At 70.2% G+C, this 17,174-nt stretch carries 13 protein-coding genes; 12 read left to right on the top strand and 1 reads right to left on the bottom strand.

Features of this window, described 5'->3' with window-relative positions; genetic code table 11:
• Positions 1-33 precede the first annotated feature (33 nt).
• The 12 genes from ACIBO1_RS03840 (at position 34) to ACIBO1_RS03785 (ending at position 15,874) form a co-directional block, all read left to right on the top strand.
• Positions 34-1,359 (top strand): NADH-quinone oxidoreductase subunit D, encoded by a 1,326-nt coding sequence (locus ACIBO1_RS03840; RefSeq protein ID WP_131054079.1) that lies wholly within the window; start codon positions 34-36, stop codon positions 1,357-1,359.
• Positions 1,356-2,402, top strand: a complete 1,047-nt coding sequence (nuoE, locus tag ACIBO1_RS03835) for an NADH-quinone oxidoreductase subunit NuoE (RefSeq protein WP_396741131.1) — start codon at positions 1,356-1,358, stop codon at positions 2,400-2,402. The genes ACIBO1_RS03840 and nuoE overlap by 4 nt, the downstream gene beginning before the upstream one ends.
• Positions 2,399-3,715 carry an NADH-quinone oxidoreductase subunit NuoF gene (nuoF, locus tag ACIBO1_RS03830; protein ID WP_396741129.1) on the top strand — a complete coding sequence of 439 codons (1,317 nt, stop codon included), beginning with the start codon at positions 2,399-2,401 and terminating at the stop codon, positions 3,713-3,715. Before nuoE ends, nuoF begins: the two co-directional genes overlap by 4 nt.
• Positions 3,715-6,210 (top strand): NADH-quinone oxidoreductase subunit G, encoded by a 2,496-nt coding sequence (locus ACIBO1_RS03825; RefSeq protein WP_396741127.1) that lies wholly within the window; start codon positions 3,715-3,717, stop codon positions 6,208-6,210. Before nuoF ends, ACIBO1_RS03825 begins: the two co-directional genes overlap by 1 nt.
• Positions 6,211-6,271: 61 nt before the next feature.
• Complete coding sequence (nuoH, locus tag ACIBO1_RS03820) at positions 6,272-7,624, top strand: NADH-quinone oxidoreductase subunit NuoH (protein ID WP_396741125.1); 1,353 nt, start codon at positions 6,272-6,274, stop codon at positions 7,622-7,624.
• Between the two features lies 1 nt (position 7,625).
• Positions 7,626-8,267, top strand: a complete 642-nt coding sequence (gene nuoI / locus ACIBO1_RS03815) for an NADH-quinone oxidoreductase subunit NuoI (RefSeq protein WP_350697422.1) — start codon at positions 7,626-7,628, stop codon at positions 8,265-8,267.
• Positions 8,264-9,031, top strand: a complete 768-nt coding sequence (locus ACIBO1_RS03810; RefSeq protein WP_396741123.1) for an NADH-quinone oxidoreductase subunit J — start codon at positions 8,264-8,266, stop codon at positions 9,029-9,031. Before nuoI ends, ACIBO1_RS03810 begins: the two co-directional genes overlap by 4 nt.
• 52 nt (positions 9,032-9,083) lie before the next feature.
• Entirely contained in the window at positions 9,084-9,401 is a 318-nt protein-coding gene (gene nuoK / locus ACIBO1_RS03805; RefSeq protein ID WP_013731028.1) for an NADH-quinone oxidoreductase subunit NuoK, read from the top strand.
• A 12-nt stretch (positions 9,402-9,413) separates the two neighbouring features.
• The gene (gene nuoL, locus ACIBO1_RS03800; protein ID WP_387258330.1) at positions 9,414-11,372 is read left to right on the top strand and encodes an NADH-quinone oxidoreductase subunit L; all 1,959 of its coding nucleotides are present in this window, start codon (positions 9,414-9,416) and stop codon (positions 11,370-11,372) included.
• 79 nt (positions 11,373-11,451) lie between these two features.
• Positions 11,452-12,984 carry an NADH-quinone oxidoreductase subunit M gene (locus tag ACIBO1_RS03795; RefSeq protein WP_350697419.1) on the top strand — a complete coding sequence of 511 codons (1,533 nt, stop codon included), beginning with the start codon at positions 11,452-11,454 and terminating at the stop codon, positions 12,982-12,984.
• 165 nt (positions 12,985-13,149) lie between these two features.
• Positions 13,150-14,700, top strand: a complete 1,551-nt coding sequence (gene nuoN / locus ACIBO1_RS03790) for an NADH-quinone oxidoreductase subunit NuoN (protein WP_396741120.1) — start codon at positions 13,150-13,152, stop codon at positions 14,698-14,700.
• A 106-nt stretch (positions 14,701-14,806) separates the two neighbouring features.
• On the top strand, positions 14,807-15,874 hold the full coding sequence (locus tag ACIBO1_RS03785; protein ID WP_396741118.1) for a polyprenyl synthetase family protein: 1,068 nt from the start codon (positions 14,807-14,809) through the stop codon (positions 15,872-15,874).
• 46 nt (positions 15,875-15,920) lie between these two features.
• Here ACIBO1_RS03785 and ACIBO1_RS03780 read toward each other — a convergent pair whose 3' ends face one another.
• The gene (locus ACIBO1_RS03780) at positions 15,921-17,108 is read right to left on the bottom strand and encodes an MFS transporter (protein WP_396741116.1); all 1,188 of its coding nucleotides are present in this window, start codon (positions 17,106-17,108) and stop codon (positions 15,921-15,923) included.
• Positions 17,109-17,174 lie beyond the last annotated feature (66 nt).

Raw genomic sequence — 17,174 nt, 5'->3', positions numbered from 1 at the left:
GAGCCCCGCAGTCGCGAACGAAAGGTCGGCACTGTGAGCGCGTCCAACTACGCCACCGAGCGCGAGACCACCGAAGGTCGGGTCTTCACCGTCACCGGCGGGGACTGGGACGATCTCGTCTCGGGAGTCGACCCGATCAACGAGGGTCGGATCGTCGTCAACATGGGCCCGCAGCACCCGTCCACGCACGGGGTGCTGCGGCTGGTCCTGGAGCTGGAGGGCGAGACGGTCCGGGAGGCCCGCTCGGTCGTCGGCTACCTGCACACCGGCATCGAGAAGAACCTGGAATACCGCAACTGGGTCCAGGGCTCGACGTTCGTGACCCGGATGGACTACCTCTCGCCGATCTTCAACGAGACGGCGTACTCGCTCGCGGTGGAGAAGCTGCTCGGCATCACCGACGACATCACCGAGCGGGCGAACACCATCCGGGTGCTCATGATGGAGCTGAACCGGATCTCCTCGCACCTGGTCTGGGTCGCCACCACGGCGATGGAGCTGGGCGCGATCAACATGATGCTCTACGGCTTCCGCGAGCGTGAGTACATCCTGGAGATCTTCGAGCTCATCACCGGGCTGCGGATGAACCACGCGTACGTCCGACCGGGCGGTGTCGCCCAGGACGTGCCGGACGAGGCGATCGTCAAGATCCGCGACTTCCTCAAGCTCCTGCCGAAGCGGCTCAAGGAGTACGAGGACCTGCTCTCCGGCCAGCCGATCTGGCTGGAGCGTACGAAGAACATCGCGGTGCTCGACGTGACCGGTTGTGTCGCGCTCGGTGTCACCGGCCCGGTGCTGCGCTCCGCCGGCCTGGCCTGGGACCTGCGCAAGACCATGCCGTACTGCGGCTACGAGGACTACGAGTTCGACGTGCCGACGCACCCCGACGGCGACGTCTGGGGCCGGTACCTGGTCCGGATGGCCGAGATGCGCGAGTCGCTCAAGATCGTCGAGCAGGCGCTGGACCGGCTTGAGCCGGGACCGGTGATGGTCGCCGACAAGAAGATCGCGTGGCCGGCGCAGTTGGCCATCGGCGTCGACGGCATGGGTAACTCTCTGGAGCACGTCGCCAAGATCATGGGGCAGTCGATGGAGTCCCTGATCCACCACTTCAAGCTGGTGACGGAGGGCTTCCGGGTGCCGCCGGGCCAGGTGTACGTCGGCATCGAGTCGCCGCGCGGCGAACTGGGCGTGCACGCGGTCTCCGACGGTGGCACCCGGCCGTACCGGGTGCACTACCGGGAGCCGAGCTTCGTCAACCTCCAGGCCCTGCCGGCGATGGCCGAGGGTGGCCTGATCGCCGACGTGATCGCCGGCGGCGCCTCGCTGGACCCCGTCATGGGAGGTTGTGACCGGTGACCACGACTGTTTTCACGGACCAGACGCGGGCCCGGGCGCGGGAGATCATCGCCCGTTACCCGGCCGACCGGTCCCGCTCGGCACTGCTGCCCCTGCTGCACCTGGTGCAGTCCGAGGAGGGTTACGTCTCCCCGGCCGGAGTGGCGTTCTGCGCCGAGGTGCTCGGCTTGAACAAGGCCCAAGTCGGCGCGGTGGCCAGCTTCTACACCATGTACAAGCGCCGCCCCACCGGTGACTGGCTGGTCAGCGTCTGCACCAACACCATGTGCAACGTCCTGGGCGGGCAGGAGGTCTACGACGCCCTCACCGAGCACCTGGGCGTCGGGCACGACGAGACCACCGAGGACGGCTCGATCACCCTCGAACACGCCGAGTGCCTCGCCGCCTGTGACTACGGCCCGGTGATGACGGTCAACTACGACTTCTTCGACGGGGTCGACCCGCAGAGCGCGGTCGGTCTGGTCGACGAGCTGCGCGCCGGTGGGCGGCCCACGCCGAGCCGGGGTGCCCGCCTCTGCACGCTCAAGGAGATGGCGGTGCAGCTCGCCGGCTTCGCCGACGAGCGCGAGGGCGCGGTCGCCGACGGCGTACCGGGTGAGCCGAGTCTGCGTGGCCTGCGACTGGCCGAGCAGCACGGCATCTCGGTGCCGGGCTTCGACCCGAACACCCCGATCCGCAGCGGCAAGGCCGGTGACAAGCCGGCCCCGGCCACCCCGGCCAAGGCCGCGCCGACCGGCACCACGGCACCCGACGTACCCGCGCCGGACCGCAAGTCGCCGCAGGTGCGTACCGCCGAGACCCGGCAGCCGGACGCCCAGACGGCCGTGCCGGACGCACCCGGCACCAAGGTGCCGGTCGACGGGGCGGCGCCCACGTCGAGCGACGCCCGGGCGGCGGAGGCCGCCGGTACGGCGGCCAACCGGCCCGCCGGTGACGGCAAGCCTGCCGGCGACGACGCCGAGGCTCAGGAGCGCAACCTCAGCGAGGCGGAGTCGTCCGGCGGTGGCCGGGGCTCCGCGAACGACAAGGGGGCTCAGAAGTGACCACGCCTCGGCCGGAGACCCTGGCCAAGCTGACGCCGGTACTCACCAAGCGCTGGCTGTCGCCGGACGCCTGGCGGATCGGCACCTACGAGAAGCTCGACGGGTACGCCGCGCTGCGTAAGGCGCTCAAGGCGCACCCGGACGACCTGATCCAGCTCGTCAAGGACTCCGGGCTGCGCGGTCGTGGCGGCGCCGGCTTCCCGACCGGGCTCAAGTGGGGCTTCATCCCGCAGGGCGACGGCAAGCCGCACTACCTCGTGGTCAACGCCGACGAGGGCGAGCCGGGCACCTGCAAGGACCTGCCGCTGATGACGCACGACCCGCACTCGCTGGTCGAGGGCGTGATCATCGCGTCGTACGCGATCCGGGCCAGCCGGGCCTACATCTACATCCGGGGCGAGGCCGTGCACGCGGCGCGCCGGCTGCGCAACGCGGTGAACGAGGCCTACGCCAAGGGCTACCTCGGGCGCGACATCCTCGGTTCCGGGTTCGACCTGGACCTGGTGGTGCACTCGGGCGCCGGCGCGTACATCTGCGGCGAGGAGACGGCGCTGCTGGACTCGCTGGAGGGCTTCCGGGGCCAGCCCCGGCTGCGCCCGCCGTTCCCGGCGACCCACGGCCTGTACGCCAGCCCCACCGTGGTCAACAACGTCGGCACCATCGCGAGCGTGCCGTACGTCGTGCTCGGTGGTGCCGAGTGGTGGAAGACCATGGGCACGGAGAAGTCCTCCGGGCCGATGATCTATTCGCTCTCCGGCCGGATCGCCAACCCGGGCCAGTTCGAGTGCTCGATGGGCATCACCCTGCGCGAGCTGCTGGAGCTGGCCGGCGGGATGCAGCCCGGACACAACCTCAAGTTCTGGACGCCGGGTGGCTCGTCCACCCCGCTGCTCACCGCCGAGCACCTGGACGTGCCGCTGGACTTCGAGGGGGTGGCCGGCGCCGGATCGATCCTCGGCACCACGGCCACGCAGATCTTCTCCGACCAGGACTGCCCGGTCTACGCGACCTACCGCTGGCTGGAGTTCTATCACCACGAGTCGTGCGGCAAGTGCACCCCGTGCCGGGAGGGCAACTACTGGATGGTCCGGGTCTACCGGCGCATCCTCGCCGGTCAGGGCACCCACGACGACCTGGACACCCTGCTCGACACCTGCGACAACATCCTGGGCCGTTCGTTCTGCGGCCTGGGTGACGGTGCCACCAGCTCGGTGACCTCGTCCCTGAAGTACTTCAAGCAGGACTACCTCGACTACATCGAGGGACGGACCGCTCCGAAGTTGTCCGACAAGCAGTTGGTGGGAGCCCACTAATGACGGACGTTGCCAAGTCGACCGAGACGGTCACGCTGACCATCGACGGCGTCGAGGTCACCGCCCCGAAGGGGGCGCTGCTGATCCGCGTCGCCGAGCAGATCGGCACGGAGATCCCCCGCTTCTGCGACCACCCGCTGCTGGCGCCGGCCGGTGCCTGCCGCCAGTGCCTCGTCGAGGTGGAGGGGCAGCGTAAGCCGGTCGCCTCCTGCACGCAGACGGTGGCCGAGGGCATGGTCGTCCGTACCCAGCTCAGCTCTCCGGTCGCCAAGAAGGCGCAGGAGGGGATCATGGAGCTGCTCCTGGTCAACCACCCTCTCGACTGCCCGATGTGCGACAAGGGCGGCGAGTGCCCGCTGCAGAACCAGGCGATGTCGACCGGCCGTACCGACTCGCGGTTCCACGAGCACAAGCGGGAGTACCCGAAGCCGCTGCCGATCAGCACGCAGGTGCTGCTCGACCGCGAGCGCTGCGTCCTCTGCCAGCGCTGCACCCGGTTCTCCGAGGAGATCGCCGGTGACAAGTTCATCGACCTGATGAACCGGTCGTCCGCCGAGGAGATCAACATCTACCGGGACGAGGAGTACGGCGAGGAGGGCGACGCAGGTGACGTGCCGTTCAACTCGTACTTCTCCGGCAACACCGTGCAGATCTGCCCGGTCGGCGCGCTGACCGGTACCCAGTACCGTTTCCGCGCCCGCCCGTTCGACCTGGTCTCCAGCCCGAGCGTCTGCGAGCACTGCTCGGCGGGCTGCGCGCAGCGCACCGACTGGCGTCGCGGCAAGGTGATGCGCCGGCTGGCCGGCGACGACCCGCAGGTCAACGAGGAGTGGAACTGCGACAAGGGCCGGTGGGGCTTCCAGTACGCCCGCGCCACCGACCGGCTGACCACTCCGCTGGTCCGCGACGAGCGCACCGGTGAGCTGCGCGAGGCGTCCTGGAGCGAGGCGCTCAGCGTCGCCGCCGAGGGGCTGCGTGCCGCTCGGGACGGCGGTCAGGGTTCGGCGGTGCTCACCGGCGGTCGGCTGACCGTCGAGGACGCCTACGCGTACGCGAAGTTCGCCCGGATCGCGCTGCACACCAACGACATCGACTTCCGGGCCCGCCCGGCCTCCCGCGAGGAGGCCGACTTCCTGGCCAGCAACGTTGCCGGCAGCACCGACGTCACCTACACCGACGTCGAGAACGCTCCCGCGGTGGTGCTGGTCGGCCTGGAGCCGGAGGAGGAGTGCCCGATCCTCTTCCTGCGGATGCGCAAGGCTTACCTCAAGAACAAGCTCAAGGTGTACGCGATCGCGCCGTTCGCCACCCGTGGCCTGGAGAAGCTCGGTGCCAAGCTGGCCCGGGTGGTGCCGGGTGAGGAGGCCGGGGTGCTCGCCGAGCACGCCACGGTCGCCGAGGCGCTGAGCGCCCCGGGCGCGATCCTGATCGTCGGCGAGCGACTGGCCTCGGTGCCCGGCGGGCTCTCCGCCGCCGCCGAGGTGGCCGCGCGTACCGGCGCGAAGCTGGCCTGGGTGCCGCGCCGCGCCGGCGACCGGGGCGCCGTCGACACCGGTTGCCTGCCCAACCTGCTGCCCGGTGGCCGGATGGTCACCGAGCCGACCGCGCGGGCCGAACTGGGCGAGGCGTGGGACATCCCGGCCGGGGTGATCCCGAGCCAGGCCGGGCGGGACACCGACGGCATCCTCGCCGCCGCCGCCGAAGGCCGGCTCGGCGCGCTGGTGGTGGCCGGCGTCGACCCGGCCGACCTGGCCGACCCGCGCCTGGCCGAGCAGGCCCTCGACGCGGTGCCGTTCCTGGTCAGCCTGGAGCTGCGGGCCAGCGCGGTGACCCGACGGGCGAACGTCGTCCTGCCAGTCGCCCCGGTGGTCGAGAAGGCCGGCAGCTTCCTGGACTGGGAGGGTCGGCTGCGTCCGTTCGACGCGGTCCTGAACACCGCCGCGATGACCGACGGTCGGGTGCTCGACGCGCTCGCCGCCCAGCTCGACGTGCGGCTGGGCACCGGAGACGTGCTCTCCGTACGGCGCGAGCTGGGCAGCCTGCCGACGACCCGGGTCGGTCGTCCTGCCGCCCCGAGTGTCGAGCCGGGCACCGTCCGGGACCTCGCGCCCGGCGAGGCGGTCCTGGCGACCTGGCACCAACTGCTCGACCTGGGCAGCCTCATCGACGGTGACGAGCACCTGGGCGGCACCGCCCGTCCGCCGGTGGTCCGGCTGGGCAAGGGCAGCGCGGAGGCGCTCGGCGTCGCCGACGGCGACCCGGTGACGGTGGGTACCGACCGTGGGGCGCTGACCCTGCCGGCAGCCATCACCGAGATGCCGGACGGCGTGGTCTGGCTGCCCACCAACTCGCCCGGCTCGACGGTACGGCGCAGCCTGGGCGCGACCTCCGGTTCGGTGGTCCGGGTCTCCGCACCTGGTACGGCCGAGCCGGTCGCCGCCGACGCGGCGGGTCGTTCGGGCCCGCTGCTCAACTCCGTCGGGGGTAACCAGTGAGTGCGAGGAGTGAACGAGCGGAGCGAGTGAGCCCCGCAGTCGGGAACGAAAGGTGGGCCCAGTGAGTCACTCGCTCCTCGCCCAGGCGCCGTCGCTGACCGACTTCGGTCACGACCCGTGGTGGCTGGTGCTTGGCAAGATCGTCTTTGCCTTCGTCGTCGCCCTGCTCGGCACGCTGCTGGGCGTCTGGTTCGAGCGGCGAGTGGTGGGGCGGATGGCGGTCCGGCCGGGCCCGAACCAGCTCGGCCCCTTCGGTCTGCTGCAGACGCTCGCCGACGGCCTGAAGATGGCCTTCAAGGAGGACATCCTCCCCAAGTCGGCAGACAAGGTCATCTACTTCTTCGCGCCGGCCATCTCGGTGATCTGCGCGGTCACCGCGCTGTCGGTGATCCCCTTCGGCCCGATGGTCAGCATCTTCGGCCACCAGACGCCGTTGCAGGTCACCGACGTGCCGGTGGCGGTGCTGGTGGTGCTCGCCTTCTCGTCGTTGGCGGTCTACGGCATCGTGCTCGCCGGTTGGGCCTCCGGCTCGACCTACCCGCTGCTCGGTGGTCTGCGGTCCACCGCCCAGCTGATCTCGTACGAGGTGTCGCTGGGGCTGTCCATCGTGGCGGTGTTCATGCTCGCCGGCACGATGTCCACCTCGGAGATCGTGGCCGCGCAGGGCACCGGCACGCAGGTGAACCTCTTCGGCTTCGACGTCCCGGCACCCGGCTGGTACGCGCTGCTGCTGTTCCCGAGCTTCATCGTCTTCTTCATTTCCATCGTCGGTGAGACGAACCGGCCGCCGTTCGACCTGCCGGAGGCGGAGTCGGAGCTGGTGGCCGGCTTCATGACCGAGTACAGCTCGCTGAAGTTCGCGCTGATCATGCTCAGCGAGTACGTGGCGATGGTGACCATGTCGGCCTTCACCGTCACCCTCTTCCTGGGCGGTTGGTACGCGCCGTGGCCGATCAGCCTCTGGTCGGGCGCCAACACCGGTTGGTGGCCGCTGCTCTGGTTCTTCGGCAAGGTCATCCTGCTGGTGTTCGTCTTCGTCTGGCTGCGGGGCACGCTGCCCCGGCTGCGCTACGACCAGCTCATGCGACTCGGCTGGAAGGTGCTGATCCCGATCAGCCTGGTCTGGATCGTGGTCCTGGGCTGGTACCGCACCATCGGCGACTGGGACACCACGGGTCGCCTGTGGGCCATCGGCATCCCGGCCGGGATCGTGCTGCTCGCCGCGATGTTCTGGCCGAGCCGCAAGCCGCAGCCGAAGCCGACCGTCGCCGAGCAGGTCGAGAACCGGCCGCAGGGCAGCTTCCCGCTGCCGCCAATGGATCTGCAGGTACCCCCGAGCCCGCGTACCCGGCGCATGGTCGCCGAGCGGGAGCCGGCCAACGTTCCCGCCGGCCAGGACTCTGAGGAGGTGTGACGTGGGCGCGATCACCGGAACGTTCAAGGGCTTCGGGGTCACCTTCTCGCACATGTTCAAGAAGGTCGTCACCACCGACTACCCCTTCACCCCGCCGAAGCCGGCGCCGCGCTACCACGGCCGGCACATCCTCAACCGGCACCCGGACGGCCTGGAGAAGTGCATCGGCTGTGAGCTGTGCGCCTGGGCCTGCCCGGCGGACGCGATCTTCGTCGAGGGTGGCGACAACACCGACGAGCAGCGCTTCTCGCCGGGTGAGCGGTACGCCAGCAACTACCAGATCAACTACGCCCGCTGCATCTTCTGCGGGCTGTGCATCGAGGCGTGCCCGACCCGCTCGTTGACCATGAGCAACGAGTACGAGCTGGCCCGGGACAACCGGCAGGACCTGATCTTCACCAAGGAGCAGCTGCTCGCGCCGCTGCTGCCGGGCATGGAGCAGCCGCCGCACCCGATGCGTCTGGGCGACAGCGAGAAGGACTACTACATCGGCAGCCTGACCAACCCGGGCACCTCGGCCGGCGCCGAGCGCTCGCCCATGGGGCCGGGGCGGTACCAGCTGGACGAGCACCCGGGCGTCACCTTCCCCGGTGCCGAGCAGGCCGCCCAGCGCGCCGCGGCGGACAAGGGAGAGACGGAATGACCACCTCGACGGTGCTCGCCGCGGGTGCGGTCTCCGGCGGCGAGGCGGTGGCCTTCTGGATCCTCGCCCCGCTCGCGCTGGCCGGCGCGATCGGCATGGTCGCGGCACGCAACGCGGTGCACTCGGCGCTCTGGCTGGTGCTCACCATGCTCAGCCTGGGCGTGTTCTATGTGCTCCAGGCCGGACCGTTCATCGGCATGGTGCAGATCATCGTCTACACCGGCGCGATCATGATGCTCTTCCTGTTCGTGCTGATGCTGGTCGGCCGGGACGCCTCGGACTCACTGATCGAAGTGCTGCGGGGTCAGCGGATCGCCGCGATCGGGCTCGGCGTCGGCTTCGCCGCCCTGCTCGGCAGTGGGGTCTACCGGGCCACCCAGGGCACCGAGGCGGTGGGCCTGGAGGCGGCCAACGCGGGCGGCAACGTGCAGGGCATCGCCCAGTTGCTCTTCACCGACTACATCTTCGCCTTCGAGCTGACCGCCGCGCTGCTGATCACCGCCACCATCGGCGGCATGATCCTGGCGCACATCGAGCGGCGCAAGGAGGACAAGCGCGACCAGGTGGCCACCATGAAGGCCCGCTTCGTGCCGGGCAACTACCCCGGTCCGAAGCCCGGCCCGGGTGTCTTCGCCACCTCCTCGTCGGTGGCCACCCCGGCGCGCCTGCCGGACGGCCGGCTGAGCGACCGGAGCACGCCGGACATCCTTCCGGTGCGTGAGCTGGCGGCCGAGGAAACCACCCTGAAGGGCACTGAGAAGTGAGTGCGAGGAGTGAGCTTGCGAGCCCCGCAGTCGCGAACGGAAGGCCGGTCCGGTGAGTGATTTCTTCTCCGTCGAACCGAACTACTACCTCGTCCTCGCCGCGGTGCTGTTCACCATCGGCGCGGCCGGGGTGCTGGTCCGGCGCAACGCGATCGTGCTGTTCATGTGCGTCGAGCTGATGCTCAACGCGGCCAACCTGGCGCTGGTCACCTTCAGCCGGATGAACGGTGACCTGAACGGCCAGATCATGGCGTTCTTCGTGATGGTGGTGGCGGCGGCCGAGGTCGTGGTCGGGTTGGCCATCATCATGGCGATCTTCCGCACCCGGCGCTCCGCCAGCGTCGACGACGCCAACCTGTTGAAGTACTAGAGGGGCCCACCGGTGGACGAAATTGTGACGTACGCCCAGGCTGCTCCGGCCGAGACCGTCTCGTACGCGACGGCCGACGGGCTGCTGAGCAGCGTCTGGCTGCTGGTGGCGATCCCGCTGGTCAGCGCGATGGTCCTGCTGCTGCTCGGCCGGCGCGCCGACCGGTGGGGGCACTGGCTCGGCGTGGCCGCCGTGGGTGCCGCCTTCCTGCTCGGTCTGACCTACTTCTTCAACCTGCGTGGGTTGGAGAACAAGTCGGTCGAACTGAGCCTCTGGGACTTCATCGCGGTCGGCAACCTCAACGTCGACTTCGGCCTGCTCTTCGATCCGCTGGCCGGGGTCTTCGTCCTGCTGATCACCGGCGTGGGTTTCCTGATCCACCTGTACGCGGTCGAGTACATGGCGCACGACCCGGGTCGTCGGCGGTTCTTCGCCTACTTCAACCTGTTCGTCGCCGCCATGCTGCTGCTGGTCCTCGGCAACAACTACGTGATGCTCTACTTCGGCTGGGAGGGCGTCGGTCTGGCGTCGTACCTGCTGATCTCCTTCTGGAACACCAAGCCGGCCGCAGCCACCGCCGGCAAGAAGGCGTTCCTGATGAACCGGGTCGGCGACGCCGGTCTGGCCATCGCCATCTTCATCATGTTCGCCACTCTGGGCACCACCCAGTACGACGAGGTGTTCAACGGCGTCGGCGCGCTGGCCGGCAGCACCGTGCTGGTGCTCGGCATCCTCCTGCTGCTCGGCGCGGCCGGCAAGTCCGGTCAGTTCCCGCTCCAGGCGTGGTTGCCGGACGCGATGGAGGGCCCGACCCCGGTGTCGGCGCTCATCCACGCCGCGACGATGGTCACCGCCGGCGTCTACCTGATCGCCCGGTCCAACATCATCTTCTCGGCCAACGCCACGCTGCAGTTGGTGGTGGTCAGCGTGGGTGCGCTGACGCTGCTGATCGGCGCGATCATCGGCTGCGCCAAGGACGACATCAAGCGGGTGCTGGCCTGGTCGACGGTGAGCCAGATCGGCTACATGTTCCTCGGTGTCGGCCTGGGCGGCGCGGCGTACGCGCTGGCCATCGTGCACCTGCTGGCGCACGGCTTCTTCAAGGCCAACATGTTCCTCGGCGCCGGCTCGGTCATGCACGGGATGAAGGACCAGGTGGACATCCGCCGCTTCGGCGGCCTGTCGAAGTACATGAAGATCACCTGGCTCACCTTCGGCGCGGGCTGGCTGGCGATCATCGGCATGATCCCGTTCTCCGGCTACTTCTCGAAGGAGCCGATCATCGCCGCCGCCTTCGAGCGGGACGGCTGGACGGCCTGGCTGTTCGGCGGGGCGGCGGTGCTCGGCGCCGCGCTGACCGCGTTCTACATGACGCGGCTGTTCGTGCTGACCTTCCACGGTCCGAAGCGCTGGACCACGGACATCGAGCACCCGCACGAGTCCCCGCCGCTGATGACCATCCCACTGATCCTGCTCGGCATCGGCTCGATCGGCGCGGGTTGGCTGCTGGCCACCTCCGTACCCGACTGGCTGACCGCCACCGCCGGCCTCGGCGCGGCCGAGGCGCACCACGACGCGGTGCTGCCGCACTGGGCGATCGTGGTGCTGTCGCTGGGTGTCACCGTGCTCGGTGCCGCGCTGGCCTGGTTCCTGTTCCGCAACGGCACGGCCAACGAGCCGCAGCCGGCCGGTGTGCTGGTCACCGCCGCCCGCAAGAACCTCTACACCGACGCGGTGAACGAGGCGGTCTTCGAGAAGCCCGGCATCTTCCTCACCCGGGCGCTCGTCTACCTGGACAACCGGGGCATCGACGGGCTGGTCAACGGGCTGGCAGCCGGTGTCGGCGGCGGTTCGGGTCGACTGCGGCGGCTGCAGACCGGCTTCGTCCGGTCGTACGCCACCTCGATCCTCGCCGGGGCGCTGCTGATCGTGGGCGCGTTCCTCGCCGTGCAGGCGGGGTGGTTCGCGTGATCGACCTCAAGAGGCCGACGGTCTCGCAGGCGGCCGTCGTCGGCGGACCGCGCATCGACGACGGAGGTAAGGCCGCATAATGTCCGACTTCCCGTTCCTCTCGGTGCTCACCGTGGCGCCGCTGGTCGGCGCCGTGGTGGTCGCCCTCCTGCCGCGCAGCCGGCCGACGCTGGCCAAGCAGGTCGCGTTCGGTTGGTCGCTGCTGGTGCTGGCGCTCTCCGTGGTCATGTGGGTGACCTGGCAGGTCGACGGCGACCGGTTCCAGTTCCGCGAGTCGTACCCGTGGATCCCGAACTGGGGTGTCAACTTCACCTTCGCCGCCGACGGCATCGCGCTGGTCATGCTGATGCTGATCGCGGTGCTGGTGCCGCTGGTGATCCTGGCGTCCTGGCACGACGCCGAGTCGTCGAAGCGGTCGGTGCCGGTCTACTTCGCGCTGCTGCTCGTCCTCGAATGCACGATGATCGGCGTCTTCGCCGCCGCCGACGTCTTCCTGTTCTATGTGTTCTTCGAGGTCATGCTGGTGCCGATGTACTTCCTCATCGGCAGCTACGGCGGTCACCAGCGCCAGTACGCGGCCGTCAAGTTCTTCCTGTACTCGTTGGTCGGCGGCCTGTTCATGCTGGCCGCGGTGATCGGCCTCTGGGTCGTCGGTGGGAAGACCTTCGACTGGGTGGCGCTGTCCCAGGTGGACATCTCCACCGGTGCCGAGCGCTGGCTCTTCCTCGGCTTCTTCATCGCCTTCGCGATCAAGGCACCGTTCTTCCCCTTCCACACCTGGCTGCCGGACGCCGGTGGCGCGGCCCCCGCCGGTGCCGCCGCACTGCTCGTCGGGGTGCTGGACAAGGTCGGCACCTTCGGCATCATCCGGTACGGCCTGCCGCTGTTCCCGGACGCCGCACAGTGGTTCGCGCCGTGGGCGATGGGCCTTGCGGTGATCGGCATCATCTACGCCGCACTGCTGGCGGTGGGGCAGAACGACCTGAAGCGGCTGGTGTCGTACACGTCGATCGCGCACTTCGGTTTCATCGGCGTGGGCCTCTTCGCCTTCACCACCCAGGCCGGCACCGGTGCGGTGCTCTACATGGTGAACCACGGGCTCGCCACCGGCCTGCTCTTCCTGGTGGTCGGCATGCTGGTCGCGCGCCGGGGCTCGGCGCTGGTCAGCGACTTCGGTGGTGCCGGCAAGCTGGTGCCGGTGCTGGCCGGGGTGCTGTTCTTCGCCGGTCTCGCCTCGCTGGCGCTGCCCGGCACCGCACCGTTCGTCTCCGAGTTCCTGGTGCTGATCGGCACCTTCACGGTGAACAAGCCGGTCGCGGTGATCGCCACGCTGGGCATCATCCTGGCCGCCGCGTACGTGCTCTGGATGGTGCAGCGGACCACGCAGGGCACGCTCAATCCGGCGCTGACCCAGATCGACGCGATGAAGCGCGACCTCAACCTGCGTGAGAAGTTCGTGGTCGCCCCGCTGATCGCGCTGATCGTGGTGCTCGGCTTCTACCCGAAGCCGGTCACCGACGTGATCAACCCGGCGGTGCAGGCGACCATGGAGGACGTCGGCCGGACCGATCCGGCGCCGACGGCAGGCAACGTCCAGGAGGCCAGCCGGTGAGCGCGAGGAGTGAGCTCGCGAGCCCCGCAGTCGCGAACGGAAGGTGGACTCGGTGAGCGCGAGGAGTGAGCTCGCGAACTCCAGTCGCCCGCGCGAGGAGAGAGCGAAGCGAGCCCCGCAGTCGCGGGCAATAGACAGCGCAGTCGCGAACGAAAGGTTGACTCGGTGAACGAGTTCGTACTGCCGCCGATCGACTACGCGGCACTCGCGCCGATCCTGATCATGCTGGGCGCGGCGGTGCTGGGGGTGCTGGTCGAGGCGTTCGTGCCGCGCCGGCTGCGGCACCCCGTCCAGCTCCCGCTGGCCCTGCTGGCGGTGCTCGCCGCGTTGACCATGGTGGTGTTCAACGCCGACAAGCGGGTGATCACCATCGGGGTGATCGCGATCGACGGGCCCACGCTGTTCCTCCAGGGTGCGATCCTGGCCCTGGCCGGCGTGGCGCTGCTGCTGATGGGCGAGCGGTCGGTGGAACGCGGCGGCGCATTCGTCGCCCAGGCCGCGATCACCGCCGACTCGCCCGACGACCGGCGGCAGGCGGCCAAGGCCGGTGGTGCCGGTGAGGTCTACCCGCTGACCACGTTCGCCATCGGCGGCATGCTGATCTTCGTGGCGGCGAACGACCTGCTGACCATGTTCATCGCGCTCGAGGTCTTCTCGCTGCCGCTCTACCTGCTCTGCGCGCTGGCCCGTCGCCGGCGGATCCTGAGCCAGGAAGCGGCGATGAAGTACTTCCTGCTCGGCGCGTACGCCTCGGCGTTCTTCCTGTTCGGTCTGGCGCTGCTCTACGGCTTCAGCGCCGGTCTGGGCGACCGTCAGGCGGGCGTGGACTTCGCCACCCTCAACGCCGCCGTGGCCAACTCGACGGCCAGCCCGGTGCTGCTCTTCGCCGGTATGGCGCTGGTCGCCATCGGCCTGCTCTTCAAGGCCGCCGCCGCGCCGTTCCACGTCTGGACGCCCGACGTCTACCAGGGCGCACCGACCCCGGTGACCGGCTTCATGGCCGCCTGCACGAAGGTCGCCGCGTTCGGTGCCCTGCTGCGGGTGTTCCACGTCGCCTTCGAGGGCGCACGGTGGGACTTCACCCCGGTGCTCGGCACGGTGGCGGTGCTCACCATGCTGGTCGGCGCGGTGCTCGCGGTCACCCAGACCGACATCAAGCGGCTGCTGGCGTACTCCTCCATCGCCAACGCCGGGTACCTGCTGGTCGGCGTGCTGTCTCCGGGCCGGGAGGGTCTTTCCGGCACGATGTTCTATCTGGTGGCGTACGGCTTCACCGTGCTGGCCGCGTTCGCCGTGGTGACCCTGGTCCGGGACGCCGACGGCGAGGCCACCCACCTGTCCCGCTGGGCCGGGCTGGGGCGCCGCTCGCCGGGGTACGCCTCGGTGTTCACCTTCATCCTGCTCGCCTTCGCGGGTATCCCGCTCACCAGCGGCTTCACCAGCAAGTTCGCCGTTTTCGCCCCGGCGCTCGACGGCGGTCAGGTGTGGCTGGTGATCGCCGGTGTGCTGACCAGCATGGTGCTCGCCTTCCCGTACCTGCGGGTCGTGGTGATGATGTGGCTCTCCGAGCCGGGCGACTCGACCCCGACCGTCACGGTGCCGGGGGCGATGACCTCGGCGGCGCTGGTGATCGGCGTACTCGCGACCCTGGTCCTCGGCATCGCACCGGGCCCGCTGCTCGACCTGACCACCGGCGCTGCGGACTTCATCCGGTAGCGGCGTCACCTTCCGTTTCGGGGGCCGGTCCACGGGTGTGGGCCGGCCCCCGCCGCGCCTCCCCGGTCCGCTGCAGGTAGAGCCCGTGTGGCATGGTGGAGTAGTGGTGATTAGGGGTGGCGAGCGTTCAGGTGGCACCGGCTCTGGTGGCCGCCGGAGCCGGCACGCGGGCCAGTTCGGCCCGCTCGGTCTGTATCTCGCCGACCCGCACACCGAGGCATCCGTGCTGGGCCTGCTGGACACCATCGAGGTGGAGTTGCGGGCCAGCGTGGCCAGCGCCGATCCGTTCGTGACCGAGGCGGCCCGGCACCTGGTGGAGGCGGGCGGGAAGCGCTTCCGGCCACTGCTGGTGGCCCTGGGCGCCCAGTTCGGCGAGCCGTCTCGGCCGGAGGTCGTCTCGGCCGCCGTGGTGGTGGAGTTGACCCACCTGGCCACGCTCTACCACGACGACGTGATGGACGAGGCCGCGGTGCGTCGGGGAGCGCCGAGCGCCAACTCCCGCTGGACCAACTCGGTCGCCATCCTGGTGGGTGACTACCTCTTCGCGCGGGCCGCGGACGTCGCCGCAGAGCTGGGCCCCGAGGCGGTACGCCTCCAGGCGCGCACCTTCGCCCGCCTGGTGCACGGCCAGATCGCCGAGACGGTCGGCCCCCGGGCCGACGCCGACCCGGTGCGGCACTACCTGGACGTGATCGCCGAGAAGACCGGTTCGTTGATCGCCACCAGCGCCCACTTCGGCGCGCTGTTCAGCGGCACCGCCCCGGAGCACGTGTCGGCGCTGGCCGGGTACGGCGAGATCATCGGTGTCGCATTCCAGCTTTCGGACGACCTGCTCGACATCGCCAGCGAGTCGGAGGAGTCCGGCAAGACGCCCGGCACCGACCTGCGGGAGGGTGTACCGACCCTGCCGGTGCTCTACGCCCTCGCCTCCGACGACGCGGACGCCTCCTCGGTCCGGCTGCGGGAGATCCTGGCCACCGGCCCGCTGACCGACGACGCCCTGCACGCCGAGGCGCTCGGACTGCTTCGGGAGAGCCCCGCGCTCAAGCGGGCGCGGGAGACGGTCCGCAGCTACGCCGAGGACGCTCGCGCCCGGCTCGCGCCGCTGCCGGACGTGCCGGCGCGCCGCGCCCTCGAATCGCTCTGCGACCACATCGCCGACCGCACGAGCTGAGCGACCCTTCGCAGCGCCCCACCGACGCCCTCGACCGGGTGTGCGGTCAGGCTGACGCGGGCCGGGTGGAGAGCAGCCGGGTCGCGGTGAGCATGAGACCGGCGGCGGTGAGCATGGCGGCGGCTGCGGTGAGCCACATCGCGGGGTAGCCGGCGGCGGCCGCGAGCGGTCCCAGGGCCAGCGGGCCGAGGCAGCCGCCCGCGTACACGCCGGTCTGGGTGATGGAGGTGGCGGCGGCCGGTGCCTGCGGGTGCAGCCGGACCACGGCGAAGTTCATCAGCCCCGGCCAGGACCAGCCCAGGCCGAAGCCGAGCAGGACACCGACCACCAGCGCCCCGGAGCCGGCCACCGCGAGCAGGCCCAGCCCCACCGCGCCGACCACCAGCAGGCCGGCGATCACGGTGACGTGCCCGCCGGAGCGGCGATCGGCCAGCCAGCCGATACCGATCCGCGCGGCGACGCAGACCGCGCTGCCGAGGGTCAGCATGAGTCCGGCGAGGGCGGGGCCGTGACCCCGGTCCACGGAGGCGTCCACCAGGAAGGTGCCCAGCGCGTTCGCCGCGCCCGCCGCGAGCGTCGCGGCCACGCCGATCACCACCAGACCGACGGTCGCGTTCCCTGCCGGCCGGTTCGACCGGTGGACCGGTTGCGGTCCGTGTGACGGCACGAGCGGCAGCGTGGCCAGCGCGGCACCGGCGGCGGCCACGAACGCCCACCGCCAGCCGACGGTGAGCGCGAGCGTGGGTACCGCCGCGCCGGCCAGCAGGGTGGAGACCGGGATGGCCGCCTGCTTGACGCCGAAGGACAGGCCCTGCCGCCGCGTCGGGACGTGCCGGGCGAGCAGCAGGTTGCTGGAGAGTTGACCCAGCGCGTTCGCGGTGCCGGCCACGGCCAGCAGGACGAGCAGCATCGGGTACGAGCGGGCCAGTACCGCCACGGCGAGCAGCGAACCGGCGGAGATCAGGATGCCGACCCGGGCGACCACACCGCCGCCCCAGCGTTCCACGAGCGTGCCGGAGGGGACCGAGGCGAGCGCGCCGACGCCGAAGTAGACCGCCACGGCGATGCCCAGGCCGGCCGGGTTGAAGCCCAACTCCTCGCGCATCTGCACGGCGAGCCCACCGACCAGGAAGACGGGCAGGACGCAGGCGATGGTGACGGCCACCGCGGTGGTGGCGGCCCGGACGGGTCGGGTGGCGGCCTCCGGAGCGGGGGACGGGGCGGTGTGGGTCATGGTGGGGCCAACCTACGCCTGCCGCATTCCGGCAACGGAAAGTGCGGTCAGCATCACATCGGGTAT

Origin of the sequence: Micromonospora sp. NPDC049903 (genome assembly GCF_044460945.1) — a bacterium.
In the GTDB taxonomy this organism is placed as follows: Bacteria; Actinomycetota; Actinomycetes; order Mycobacteriales; family Micromonosporaceae; genus Micromonospora.
Note: the sequence above shows the minus strand (reverse complement) of the source record. Positions and strands in the feature narration are given on the sequence as shown.